This is a genomic window from Phyllobacterium sp. 21LDTY02-6, assembly GCF_023554255.2.
Lineage (GTDB): Bacteria > Pseudomonadota > Alphaproteobacteria > Rhizobiales > Rhizobiaceae > Phyllobacterium.
The window spans coordinates 359,005-370,868 of sequence record NZ_JAMJWD020000001.1; the positions used below are offsets into that span (position 1 = coordinate 359,005).

11 protein-coding genes and 1 tRNA gene are annotated in these 11,864 nt (G+C 62.7%); 9 read left to right on the forward strand and 3 right to left on the reverse strand.

Annotation, left to right across the window (positions count from 1 at the left end; genetic code table 11):
• From M8997_RS01695 to ptsP, 5 genes are all read left to right on the forward strand, one after another.
• Nucleotides 1–429, forward strand: a complete 429-nt coding sequence (locus M8997_RS01695) for a transcriptional regulator GutM (protein ID WP_250019692.1) — start codon at nucleotides 1–3, stop codon at nucleotides 427–429.
• A 71-nt stretch (nucleotides 430–500) separates the two neighbouring features.
• On the forward strand, nucleotides 501–1,259 hold the full coding sequence (locus M8997_RS01700; protein ID WP_250019693.1) for a PTS glucitol/sorbitol transporter subunit IIC: 759 nt from the start codon (nucleotides 501–503) through the stop codon (nucleotides 1,257–1,259).
• Nucleotides 1,260–1,277: 18 nt separating this feature from the next.
• Entirely contained in the window at nucleotides 1,278–2,300 is a 1,023-nt protein-coding gene (locus M8997_RS01705) for a PTS glucitol/sorbitol transporter subunit IIB (RefSeq protein WP_250019694.1), read from the forward strand.
• A 24-nt stretch (nucleotides 2,301–2,324) separates the two neighbouring features.
• On the forward strand, nucleotides 2,325–2,702 hold the full coding sequence (locus M8997_RS01710; RefSeq protein WP_250019695.1) for a PTS glucitol/sorbitol transporter subunit IIA: 378 nt from the start codon (nucleotides 2,325–2,327) through the stop codon (nucleotides 2,700–2,702).
• A gap of 32 nt (nucleotides 2,703–2,734) precedes the next feature.
• Entirely contained in the window at nucleotides 2,735–4,726 is a 1,992-nt protein-coding gene (gene ptsP, locus M8997_RS01715) for a phosphoenolpyruvate--protein phosphotransferase (RefSeq protein ID WP_250019696.1), read from the forward strand.
• Here the strand turns inward: ptsP and M8997_RS01720 are convergent.
• The gene (locus M8997_RS01720; protein WP_250019697.1) at nucleotides 4,707–5,438 is read right to left on the reverse strand and encodes a hypothetical protein; all 732 of its coding nucleotides are present in this window, start codon (nucleotides 5,436–5,438) and stop codon (nucleotides 4,707–4,709) included. The genes ptsP and M8997_RS01720 overlap by 20 nt on opposite strands.
• Nucleotides 5,439–5,558: 120 nt before the next feature.
• Here M8997_RS01720 and M8997_RS01725 point away from each other — a divergent pair, with 120 nt between their 5' ends.
• From M8997_RS01725 to M8997_RS01735, 3 genes are all read left to right on the forward strand, one after another.
• Nucleotides 5,559–6,614, forward strand: a complete 1,056-nt coding sequence (locus tag M8997_RS01725; RefSeq protein ID WP_371929472.1) for a sugar-binding transcriptional regulator — start codon at nucleotides 5,559–5,561, stop codon at nucleotides 6,612–6,614.
• Nucleotides 6,615–6,714: 100 nt separating this feature from the next.
• Nucleotides 6,715–6,791, forward strand: a tRNA-Ile gene (locus M8997_RS01730).
• A gap of 1,032 nt (nucleotides 6,792–7,823) precedes the next feature.
• Entirely contained in the window at nucleotides 7,824–8,906 is a 1,083-nt protein-coding gene (locus M8997_RS01735; protein ID WP_250019698.1) for a DUF2865 domain-containing protein, read from the forward strand.
• Between the two features lie 35 nt (nucleotides 8,907–8,941).
• Here the strand turns inward: M8997_RS01735 and M8997_RS01740 are convergent, their stop codons facing one another.
• Nucleotides 8,942–9,340, reverse strand: a complete 399-nt coding sequence (locus M8997_RS01740) for a hypothetical protein (protein ID WP_250019699.1) — start codon at nucleotides 9,338–9,340, stop codon at nucleotides 8,942–8,944.
• Nucleotides 9,341–9,850: 510 nt separating this feature from the next.
• Here M8997_RS01740 and M8997_RS01745 point away from each other — a divergent pair.
• On the forward strand, nucleotides 9,851–10,024 hold the full coding sequence (locus M8997_RS01745; protein ID WP_250019700.1) for a hypothetical protein: 174 nt from the start codon (nucleotides 9,851–9,853) through the stop codon (nucleotides 10,022–10,024).
• A gap of 13 nt (nucleotides 10,025–10,037) precedes the next feature.
• On the opposite strand, the gene M8997_RS01750 is transcribed toward M8997_RS01745, so the two are convergent.
• The gene (locus M8997_RS01750; RefSeq protein WP_250019701.1) at nucleotides 10,038–11,831 is read right to left on the reverse strand and encodes a chloride channel protein; all 1,794 of its coding nucleotides are present in this window, start codon (nucleotides 11,829–11,831) and stop codon (nucleotides 10,038–10,040) included.
• Between the last annotated feature and the right edge of the window lie 33 nt (nucleotides 11,832–11,864).

The following is an 11,864-nucleotide window of genomic DNA, read 5'->3' on the forward strand; positions in this document are numbered from 1 at the left end:
ATGGTGATGTGGCAGTGGGCATTGCTGGCTCTCGGTGTCTTGTGGGCCTTGCAATCCCTGGGCGTCTGGTACCAGATGCGCCATTACGGCGATGTGATGAAAGGCATCACTTCCAGGTACAAGGATGGCTATGTCGGAGCAGGGAATGTCCGCGGCCGCTTTGGAAAGGGAATGATCGTGCTCATCGTGGCGACGCCGGAGCTTGTCGTGGAACGCTTTCTCGTCATGAGCGGGCGTTCCGTCTTCGCCAAGTTCCAGCGGCGCGAGGAACTGGAGAATATTCCGCTCGATCGTCTTCGGTCCGGCTCGCTGATCGAAAACGATCCGGCGCTGGCCAAGGCAGTGGAAGTGGCGATTGCCCAGATTGACCGGGCGAGGGCGGAGCCGAAGCGGCCCGGGCTTGCAGGCATAAAGACCGTGCAGGCATGAGGACCGGGCAGGCATGAGGACGATGAACGCATAGGCGGCAACCAAGGGGACGGCCGCAAGGAGGAGGGAAAATGTCAATTCTAACGATGCTGGCGCAACATGCCGACGTTGCGTCCCACCATATATCGATCGCGGGGTCGATGGTTTCGGACGCCGCGCTGCATGGCAGGCACGCAATCAGCCAGGCGGGCAACGACCTTGTCGTCCTGGCGCAATCGACCGGAGATATTTCGGTCGAGGAGTTCAAGGAGAGGCTGCAGAACGTCCAGCAGGAGGAGCAGCTGGGCTGGCTTACCAGCATAGGCAAACATTTCATCGGCATCTTCCAGCGGGGCGGCGAGGTCTTTGCCAGTTTCGTCACCGGCATCATCCCGACGCTGGTCGTGCTGATGACCGCATTCTACGCCCTGACGGAGCTCGTCGGCGAGGAGCGCGTGCACGGGATAGCGCGCGGCGCCGGGCGCATCGCACTGACGCGCTATACGGTCCTGCCCCTGCTATCCGTCTTCTTCCTCACCAATCCGATGGCCTATACTTTCGGCTCATTCCTCGAGGAGAAGCACAAGCCTGCATTCTACGACGCGGCGGTATCCTATGTGCATCCGCCGCTCGGCCTGTTTCCGCATATCAATCCGGGCGAGTATTTCGTCTGGGGCGGCGTTCTCGTCGCGCTGCTGGAACTGGAGAAGAAGGGAGCGGTTCCTGCCGGTTATCACATCAATGTCGCCATTTGGTACGCCATCGTGGGGCTCGTCGTCATTCTGCTCAAGGGCATCCTGACCGAACGCATCACCGCGATCATGGCACGCCGTCAGGGCATCGAGCTCTAGACTCCGGGGGGAACCAGAATGGCCAAGACTTACAAGCCGGTAAAAATATCGAAGGGCTCCAACGGCTGGGGCGGTCCGCTGGTCATCCAGCTGACGCCGGAGCGCAACAAGGTCGTGTCCGTGACGGGCGGCGGCATTCATCCGGTCGCTCGCCGCATCGCCGAACTCAGCGGCGGCGAGGCCGTCGATGGCTTCAAGGCGCCGCCGGTCGAAGGCGAAATGGGCGTCGTGGTGGTCGATTGCGGCGGAACGGCCCGTTGCGGCGTCTATCCGCGCAAGCGCATTCCGACCGTCAACCTCACGCCGGTAGGGCAGGCCGGACCGCTGGCGCAGTTCATCACCGAGGACATCTATGTTTCCGGCGTCAAGGAAGCCAATATCCAGCTTGCGGACGGTTCCGAGCCGGCGGCGGCAGCCGGTGCAGCCGCGACGTCCGCGGCGCCGCCGACGCCCGCCGAACTTGCGGCGTCCATGCGCACGTCGGACGCATCGGATTCCGGCGAAGGCGGCATCATCGGCCTGATCAGTTCCATCGGCCGCATCATGGGCCGCGTGGTCGGCATCTTCTTCAATGCCGGGCGCCGCACGATCGATCAGGTTATCCGCAACGTCCTGCCGTTCATGGCATTCGTGACCATGCTCATCGGCTTCATCCTCTATACGGGGATCGGCGATGTGCTGGCACAGCCGATGGGGCCGCTGGCGAACAATATCGTAGGCCTGCTGATCCTGTCGGTCATCTGCGGCCTGCCGTTCCTCTCGCCCATTCTCGGGCCGGGAGCGGTTATCGCGCAGGTTATCGGCGTCGCCATCATAGGCCCGCAAATTGCCAATGGGACGATATCCCCGGCCATGGCCCTGCCGGCGCTGTTTGCCTATAACACGCAGGTAGGCTGCGACTTCGTCCCCGTCGGTCTCGCACTTGGTGAAGCCAAGCCGAAGACCATCGAGATCGGTGTTCCGGCGGTTCTGATCAGTCGCCAGATCATGGGTCCGGTATCCGTGCTGATTGCATGGATCGTCAGCCTGATCGTATTCTAAGTCAAACAGAAAAGAGGTTCGCCAATGTCAGTCCATCTCAAAACACGGATAACCGCCGTTGGGCCTGAAGTGGCGGACCTTGCCGAAGGCGGCGTGGTCATTCTCTTTGCCGATGGCGCGCCGCCGGAACTGGCGGAAGTATCCGTGCTGCACAGCCTGGACGGCGAGCTTTCCAGCGAGACGCCTTCGGTGGGCACCCCGATCCGGATCGGCGATATTTCCGCGCAGATCACCGGAATGGGCGACCATGCCTGGCAGAAGGTCAAGGATATCGGCCATGTGGTGATCACATTCAACGGATCGGCAACGGTTGAACGCCCCGGCGAGATCTGCGCCTCGCAGGTGGCCGCGTCGGAACTCGTAGCCGCCCTCAAAGTCGGAACGATCATCACCATCGGGTGATCGTCGCCGGTTGATACCAGAGAGAGAAACAAATGGAACGCTCGACAATCGTGCGAGTGCATGACGGATTGCATGCACGGCCCGCCACCCGGTTCGTGAACCTGGCCAAGAGCTTCGAGTCGGATATCGAGCTGATAAAAGCGGACAAGACAGTCAACGCCAAGAGTTCGGTGAAACTGATGCTGCTTGGCGTCAAGGAGAATGACGAAATCACCGTTCGCGCCACCGGTGCGGATGCGATCGAGGCAATCGAGGCGCTGATCGGCTATCTGGAGAACCCGAATTCCGGCTTGTCCCCGGATGATGGCGGCGCGCCATCCGACCAGCCGGACGCTGCGCCGGCGCAATCCGGTTCGGCGCCCGCAGCGGCCAGGGCGGCACTGCCGGCAGGCAGCCATCGCGGCGTCGCGGCGAGCGAAGGCGTGGCGATGGGGCCATGTTTCGGCTTCTTCCCGCCGGAGATCGCGCGGGAGAACCGAATTCTGCCCGCAGATGCCATATCCGCGGAGCTTGAGCGCCTGAACCTGGCATTTTCGACGGTACAGGACCGCATGCGGCAAGCGCTTGAAGCCACGGACCTCGCCGAAAGCGATCGCGGCATCGTCGCGGCGCTGAAGGACATCGCCAATGATGACGAACTGACGGCTGCCGCCGCGAAGATCGTGCGCGATGGCGTCGATGCCGTGTCGGCGGTGATCGGCGCGACCAGCACCATCGCCTCCGACTTCGCCAGGCTCGACGATCCCTATCTCAATGCGCGCGCCGATGATGTCCACGCGGTCGGCAGGCAGATCTGCCTGGCGCTGCTCGGCGAGAACGACGTCGACCTCGACGACATTGCCGAAGGCTCCATTCTCGTCGCCGACGATATCGGCGCCTGGGATCTGGCGCGCGCGCCGCTGAAGCGCATTGCCGGCATCGTCTGCGGCCATGGCGGCGCCACCTCCCATGTTGCCATCATCGCCCGCGCCCATGGCATCCCGGCGGTTCTCGGCCTCGGCTCGGTCAAGGATCTCGAACATGCCGGCATGATCGCGCTCGACGGTTCGACGGGCGACGTCATCGCCGATCCGGACACAGGGACAGCGGAAAAGTTTCGGCAGAAGCTTGAAAGCGCGCGGGCGGAGAAGCTTTCGCTCGAGGTCTACAAGGACATCGTTCCCCGGCGCGCCGACGGGAAGATCATCGAGATCGCCGCCAATCTCGGCTCGCTCGAGGAGATCGAGGCGGCGCAGCAGGCCGGCGCGATGGGCGTTGGCCTGTTTCGCACCGAGCTCCTGTTCATGCGCCACATCCACCTGCCGTCCGAAGACCTGCAGGCCGAAACCTATGCGACGCTCGCCAAGGCCTTCGCGCCCTATCCGGTCATCGTGCGCACGCTCGACATCGGCGGCGACAAGCCCATTTCCGGCATCGATTTTCCTGACGAGGAGAACCCGTTCCTCGGCTGGCGCGGCATCCGCATGTGTCTCGATCGCGTCGATATCTTCAAGCCGCAGCTGCGGGCATTGCTGCGCGCCGCCGTCCACGGCAACGTGAAAGTCATGCTGCCTATGGTCGCCGATATCGGCGAGCTCCGCGCAGCGCGGCAGCTCATCGAGGAATGCCGGACGGAGCTTGCGACCGAAGGCGTGGCGCATGGCTCCTTCGATCTCGGCGTGATGATCGAGACGCCCGCTGCCGTCCTCATCGCGCCGATGCTTGCGCGGGAATCCGCCTTCTTCTCCATCGGCACCAATGACCTGACCCAATATGTCATGGCGGCCGACCGGCTCAATCCGACCGTCGCCAAGCTCAATGACGTGACGCATCCGGCGGTGATGGCCGCCATCGAGATGACCGCCAGGGCTGCGGTCGAAGCGGGGATCATGGTGGGCATGTGCGGCGAGGCTGCCGGCCGCCCCGATCTCATCCCGGCCTTCATCGACATGGGGCTGACCGAGCTCTCCATGAGCCCGGCCTCGATCCAGCGGGCGAAGAAATGCGTTTCGGGCCTGCCGGCGATCAGGGCAGATGCGGGATGAGGCTGGCGAAAAGCGTGCCGAGCGCCAGCGCCGGGTCCTTGGCGCGATAGGCCTCCGACAACCGTTCCGGCCGTGCCCGCAAGGCGAGCAGCGCGCTTTCGACCGGCATCTCCACCGCTGACTGTCGCCCGGCGAAAGTCGCGATGCCGACGCCGAGCGCGATCGAAGCATTGCACAAAAGGCGCAGGTCGGCCTGCTGCCTGCCGAGGGCCGTCACGCCGGAATCCTCCTGCAATTGCATCGCCAGATGACCGCAGGCCCTGCCGATGGCCGCAGCGTCGCCGCCGACCGCGCGTTGCGTGAGGGCGGCATGCCTGCGCACCATGTTCGAATGGATGTCGCCGAAATGCTGCTCGTGCACCAGGGCATTCGGAACGCCGAGCGCACGCATCGTGGTCTTCGTCAGGTAATACATGTCGCGCTGGAAGCGTGCCCGTCCGGCAGCGGCGAATGGCGGGAAATAATCCTGGATCGATGCCGGGCTGACCGTGCCCGCATGGGCGGAAGGATCGCGCGAAACGAGCGAAATCGACACGCTTTCGGCGGCCGTAAAGGCCTTGTCCATGATGCGGGCCACGGTTCCGACCACCATTTCCGGCAGTTCGCCCACGGAATTCGCTTCCTCCTTCCGGCTGGCCCTGATGATATGGCGCATGTCGCGCAGGCGGTCCTTCAGCCCGACAACAACATCGCCTGGAATATCGCGTAACATGGGTTTGGCTCCGCGCACGAAAGTGGATAATGGTTTTTATCGCTTTTTCCGCGCTTGCTAAACAATATTCTGCTGGAGTGTACTAATTGACCTGCGCAAAGCGAGTCGTATGATCCGCGCGTGGGAAAAGGGGGGCGATTGACTGATCGACGCAAGCGGCAGAACGGAGCAGCAGCAGGCGCTGGCAAGAAGGCCGCGCTGGATGTGGGCCAGCCAGACACAAAGATCAGCCGGATGCGCATGCGCGCCGCCTGGATGTATTATATCGAGCAGATGACGCAGAACGAGATCGCCGAGGTGCTCGGCGTCGGACGCGTGACCATCGTGCGCATGCTGGCGGAGGCGCGCGCGCGCAACGAGGTCAGGATCAGCATACAGGGCTATCTTTCCGATCTCGTCGCGCTGGAGCGCGAAGTCGAGCAGCAGTTCAATCTCGAGCGCGTCATCATCGCGCCGCTGTCGCAGGCCGACAATGATCCCATTCCGTCGATCAGCGCCGCGACCGGCGAATATCTCTCCGGCATCGTCGGCAATGGCATGCGCGTCGGTGTCGGCTGGGGGCGGACGCTGCTCAGCACGCTCGCCTATATGGAGCCGAAGGCGCTCGACGATTTTACCGTGATCTCGCTTCTCGGCGGCATCAGCCAGCCGCGCAGGTTCAACCCGGCCGAATTCGCGTGGCAGTTCGCCCAGCTTTTCCAGGGCGACGGCTATCTCATACCGGCTCCGGCGATGGTGGACAGCGTCGAGACGCGCACGGCGCTCATCGAGCGCTGCGGCCTCAAGAGCGTGTTCGAGATGGCCGAGGACCTCGACATGGTGCTCCTCAGCGTCGGTGCGATCGAGACGGCGACGAGCACGCCCTACCGCGTCGGCTTCCTCAACGAGGAGCACCAGTCCTCGCTTGCCGAGCGTGGCGCCGTCGGCGATCTCCTGTTCCATTTCTTCGACAGGAACGGCCGGCTGGTCGATCACCCGATCCACGATCTCGTCATGTCGGTGGGCATCGAAACCGTGCAGCGCGTGCCGGTGCGCGTGCTCACTTCCGGCGGCAGGGAGAAGATCAATTCGCTCTATGGCGCGATGAGACTCATCCGGCCGACGGTGTTCATCACCGATGAGGAAAGCGCGCGGCGGCTCATCGCCATGGGGCAGGACGAGGCCGGGCGGATTTAGCCAAAAAACAGTCCTGATCGGCCGCTGGGGGATTGCAATCGCGGCATTTCCCGTTATTGATCCCGGTGCAAAATATGCGAAGCCTGCTTCGCAACAGGTGGGGCCTGTAGCTCAATTGGTTAGAGCCGGCGGCTCATAACCGCTTGGTTGGGGGTTCGAGTCCCTCCGGGCCCACCATACGCAAAACCAAGTAATTGATTAATCAACATTATTTGCGACTATTCCCGCACTGGAATCCAAAGTGCGGGATTGCTCGGTGGCATCGATGACTTTCACCAGACTGTCGGGGAACTCGACAGTTAACCGGCATTGCCTTCGGATGGATCGGTGTCACCATCGCATTCGCGTGTCGTAGCACTCCAGACAGGATTCTCGCCTGCTACATCGAAATGTGTAAGGTCCCTCCACTTGCGGTTGCGTGTATATTGGCAAATATACAACCTTAGCCTGCTCTGGGCTAATGGGGGAATTCACATGCAATTTGCTGGCATTGATGACGGGTGCGAGTCCGGGAAGAAAAACGAGTCCGGGGTAACGAAGCCTAAGCGTAAAAGTGACCCGGTTGAGGATGTCGGCTATTTTCCTGAGCGTGAGGACCAGGAACCAATTCGCGAAGATCTAATTCAGCGGGATCGGCCTGCGAAAGCCGAATAGCCCCCCTAGCAAGAAGCACTAGTGCGAGCGGGACAGCAGGCAGAGGCGTCCTCGCAGAGAAGCATGACCATCGCCACCCGCGAACCATTGGCACGGGCGAGCGCGGCCGCAGGTTGGCCTTCTTCCCGTCCCCGGCGTGATGAACTCTCCGCGGAACAGGATCTATGCGAATAATTCCTGTTGGATTGGCAAGACAGGCAGGCAAGGCAAACATCAATGTTTGTATTGGTCAGTAAGAATCGCGCTGAATTCTTCAGAGCGAAAGATTCTATACGAAGCTGTTGTCTTGCCAATTCTGAACGAGACTTTCCATCCGTGGCTTTCAAAGCCAAATTCTGTGCCACCTGCACTTTTCATTGATGTCTTGTCCATCGCGGTGGCCGTGCCCCCGTCCTGCCACACATGTTAACGCTAATTCGTAATGGTTAAATATTTTGGATTACCTGAGCGGATTCTTGCGCTAGTCTGCCTTGCCAGAGCATCAATAGTGTATCGACTGGCGGGGGCTCGTTGCTTATGCGTAGGATCAGTTGGGTTATACTTGCTGCGGCGAGCATGTTGGTCGCCTGGCAGCTTCCGGCCCATGCCGAGCCTGCGGTTTGCAAGCAGCTGAGGCAACAGCTCTCCGGCAAGGCGGGCGGCTCCGGATCAAGGGAAATACAACAGGCTTCGCGGCAATTGGCGCAACTCCGGGGGCGCTCCAAGGCTCAAGGTTGCAGCGTTCTTTTCCCCAGGGATGCCAGTCAGTGCAGCCGCATCAAGCGCGAGATCGGTGCGCTGTCCGACAGGCTTTCCTTGTTGCGGCGCGGCGAGGGCGCCGGTTCGGCAGGGTCGCGCCGGCAGGTTCTGGCGGCGATGGACGCCAATGGCTGCGGCGGCAGCGCATCCCGCGGCCAGCGGACGGAACGGCAGCAGCGCTCGTTTCTCGACGTGCTGTTCGGGCGCCGCGAAAACCGCGAAGCGACCCCGGTCCGCCAGCCGCCGCGCGCCGCGGTGAACAGCGGGCCAGAGCAGGTGAGCACGACCAACGAAGGCACGGACCCGACCGTGAATGCGCTGGTGAAGAAGGGCTATCGCACGGTTTGCGTGCGCATGTGCGACGGCTATTATTTCCCCATCTCGTTTTCCAGCAAGCCGGGCGAATTCGGCAGGGACCAGAAGGTCTGCAGCGCCATGTGCCCGGGTGCGGAGGCGAGGCTCTACTTCCACACGGTGCCGGATGAAGAGTCGGATGCGATGATCTCGGTCGCCGACAACAAGCCCTATGCGGCGCTGCCCAATGCCTTCAACTATCGCACGGCCGGGGCGACTGCCGTGCCCGGATGCGGCTGCAGGCAGGCCCTGACCTATCGCCGCAGCCCGACGGAGCCGCTGTTGAAAGTCGAGGAAGAGCAGGGCGATGCGGCCGGTGAAGTGCCGGCCGAACCTGTGGCGGAGCTGACGGTGGCGCCGGGCCCGTTGCCGCCGGACGAGCGCGAAGTCCGCATCGTCGGCCCGACCTTCCTGGCTGAAGGCGGATCGATCGACCTTCGAAAACCCACCCCGGATATTGCCGAGCCCGAGAGCCCGCGCGGCATCATCACGCCCGAGAATATCGTCAATGTGATCGTCACGGATATCAGGAGGCGGCTGCAATAGGGTTCAGCCCCTCGGCGCCTTACCCGGCTTCGCCCTCAGTCGCGCGATGCCAGGCAGGGGTCGAGCACCAGATGCGTCTCGTCAAGGATGCGCATGCCGCCGCGGATGAGAATATTGTCGCCGGGCTTCATGCCATTGTCCGAATAGGTGACGCACATGACGCGGATGCCGGGCTCGGAACAGATGGCGAGATACCACAGCGCATCGTCCGTATGCACGAGGGTCAGCGGCCCGGACACCCATAGATCGATGCGCTGCCCCTCCGGCACGTCGAGTCCGGCGACGATCGAACGCAGATCCTCGCATCGCGCCGTCTCGGTGGGCATTTCTTCCGGCCCGGCGATGCCACGGCGATTGGCGATGCCGCGGAGATCGGCCCCCCGCGCCGTCGCCTCGCCGCTGCCGGCGCCGATGAAAACGAGACATGCCAGCAACGCAGCGCCAAGCCGCGGTCTCGCGAGAGTCCCTCGGCGGGTGGGTCGTCCATATCGGCAGTCCGTCATCGATCGCGCTCTTCCAAAGGTGTTCAACTGGCGCCAAGGATGACGAGGTGGACCGGGCATCGCAAACGACGAATTCGAGGGTGAGGCATGAGAAGAATTTGGGCATGGCGACAGGTGGCCCGGAACGTTGCCCGAAACGTGGCCCGGAACGTGGCCAGGAACCTGGTTTGATCCGAAGGTGGCTTGGCACAATGCCATTTTCATCAAAAGGGGTGCAAGCGCCAAGCCAGTTGGGACGACCCCAACGTGATACCAACCGGAATTGCAGTAAAATGTTCCTGCGCGAAGTAAAATACAGGCGTTTATTCCTAGCCGTGCGGCAAGCGGAAGACCAGAACGAAGTGGATATCGCGTGGCGGCCAGTACCGGCGCTACCATGATTATCGTATAAGCGCGAAGGGCTGGGGATGGGCTGGCCATCTATTGCAGCGGGGGGCGCCGATGATTGCCGATTATATCGACGAACTTATCATGTTCGCGGCCGGACTATGGATGACGGCGGTGGGCTTCGGCTATATGAGCCTGCCGGCGGGGCAGGCGCATCTGCTGAAGTTCATGAAGTGGGGCGGCCCGTTGCTGCTGGCGATTGCCATTGTTCTTGCAATCGCGAAATAAACCCGTCGCCGTGTCAGATTTCGCCTGAAACCAGCCGGCGCTGGCGGTCGAGTTCCTCGCTATAGCGCTTCAGCGTGTGGCTTTCGGTCAGGAGGCCGACGACCCGGCGGCTGATCAGGTCGTTGACGACGGCAAGCGCCTCGCTCTCGGACTTGTCGAAGATGCGGGCGGCCTGGCGGGCATTCATCTCCGGCTGCAGGAAATCCGACTTGTATTTCAGCAAGGCGTCGATCGACATGTTCTCGTCGGCGGTCTCGGTCAGGCCCGCATGGGCCTCGGCGACGATCACCATGCCGACATATTTATTGTCCTCGCCGACGATGATGACGCGCTGGGTCGAGCCGAGCGGAAAGTCCTTGCGGAACTGCGCCAGCGAGCTGCCTTCGCTGGCGGTGCGCACATCCGTCCGCATCAGCTTGCCGACGGTGAGGTTGCGGATCCAGCCGACATCATGGGCGCTGCGGATGCTCTCGCCGCGCAGGTGGAAGCGCCAGGTGGCGAAGGAATAGCCGAATGTATTGCGCACCGTGATCGAGGCGGCGATCACTGCCGCAAGGACGAGGACGGTGATCGGAAAATCGCCGGTGATCTCCAGGGCGAGGAAGGTCATCGTCAGCGGGCCGCCGATGACGGAAACCGCCAGCGCGCTCATGCCGACGACGGCATAGGTGACGGGGGTGAGCGTCGCATGGGCGAAAATATAGGGCGCCGAATAGGCGAAGAGCTTTCCGAGCAGCGCGCCCATGAACAGCGAGCCGAAGAAAAGGCCGCCGCGAAAGCCGGAACCGATGGAAATGGCCGATGCCAGCGCCTTCAGGAACAGGATCGCCACGATCGAGACGACAGGCACGGCGCTGTCGAGATTGAGGTGCAGGGCGCCATGCCCGCCCGACATGACCTGCGGAGATATCAGGCCGAGCCCGCCCACCAGGACGCCGCCCAGCATCGGCCGCAGCCAGTGCGGCACGAAGCTGCGCCGGGCCAGGCCTTCGACGAAGGTCACGCATTGCATCAATGCTATGCCGGCGGCGGCGCAGAGCAGGCCGAGCAGCAGCGCCGGCACGTAATCGGCGGGGACGACGCTGCCGAAGCTGCCGACGTCGATCAGGAAACTGTCGCCGGCAAGGGCGCGGGCGACGAGATTGGCGATCAGCGCCGATGCGGTGACGGGCGCAAGGCTGAGGATCGAATAGGTGCCGATGATGAGCTCGAAGGCATAGAATGCGCCGGTGAGCGGGGCGTTGAAGGCGGCGGCGATGCCGCCAGCCGCGCCGCAACCGACCAGAATGCGCATGTCCGAGCGGCGCAGCTGCAATGACAGGCCGATCTTCGAGGCCATGCCCGAGGCAAGCTGGGTATAGCCGGCCTCGAGGCCGACGGAAGCGCCGAAACCGTTGGAAATCAGGTTCTGTCCGGCGACGATGAGGCTGTCGTTCAGCGAAAGCCTGCCGCCATGGAGCGCATTGGCCTCGATCGGGTCGACGATGGGCTTCTTGCGGTACCGCGCCAGGACGAGAAGCAGCAGCCCGAGTATGGCGCCGCCGACGATCGGCGCGACGAACAGTACCGTCCTGTCCACTGACGTACTGGCGGAAAGCCGTTCGCCGGCGTCGAGGCCGAACACATATTGGTGCAGCATCTGCGCGATGAAGCTCATGGCGCTGACGACGAGGCCGGAGACGAGGCCGATCACCGAAGCCGCGAGCAGCAGGCCGAATTCATTGCTGCGGGCGAAGGCGCGCAGGCGGCTTGGCGCCAGGAAGATCGAAAAGACGCCGAGCTGGCGCAGCAGGAGTTTGCGAGGCATGTGGGGCACGTCCTTGGGCTGGAACGAGCAATA

What these genes read in the sequence shown, in the direction of transcription:
- M8997_RS01695 (WP_250019692.1), top strand. Translation starts at nt 1, where the DNA reads ATGGTGATGTGGCAGTGGGCATTGCTGGCTCTCGGTGTCTTGTGGGCC.
- M8997_RS01700 (WP_250019693.1), top strand. Translation starts at nt 501, where the DNA reads ATGTCAATTCTAACGATGCTGGCGCAACATGCCGACGTTGCGTCCCAC.
- M8997_RS01705 (WP_250019694.1), top strand. Translation starts at nt 1,278, where the DNA reads ATGGCCAAGACTTACAAGCCGGTAAAAATATCGAAGGGCTCCAACGGC.
- M8997_RS01710 (WP_250019695.1), top strand. Translation starts at nt 2,325, where the DNA reads ATGTCAGTCCATCTCAAAACACGGATAACCGCCGTTGGGCCTGAAGTG.
- ptsP (WP_250019696.1), top strand. Translation starts at nt 2,735, where the DNA reads ATGGAACGCTCGACAATCGTGCGAGTGCATGACGGATTGCATGCACGG.
- M8997_RS01720 (WP_250019697.1), bottom strand. Translation starts at nt 5,438, where the DNA reads ATGTTACGCGATATTCCAGGCGATGTTGTTGTCGGGCTGAAGGACCGC.
- M8997_RS01735 (WP_250019698.1), top strand. Translation starts at nt 7,824, where the DNA reads ATGTTGGTCGCCTGGCAGCTTCCGGCCCATGCCGAGCCTGCGGTTTGC.
- M8997_RS01745 (WP_250019700.1), top strand. Translation starts at nt 9,851, where the DNA reads ATGATTGCCGATTATATCGACGAACTTATCATGTTCGCGGCCGGACTA.
- M8997_RS01750 (WP_250019701.1), bottom strand. Translation starts at nt 11,831, where the DNA reads ATGCCTCGCAAACTCCTGCTGCGCCAGCTCGGCGTCTTTTCGATCTTC.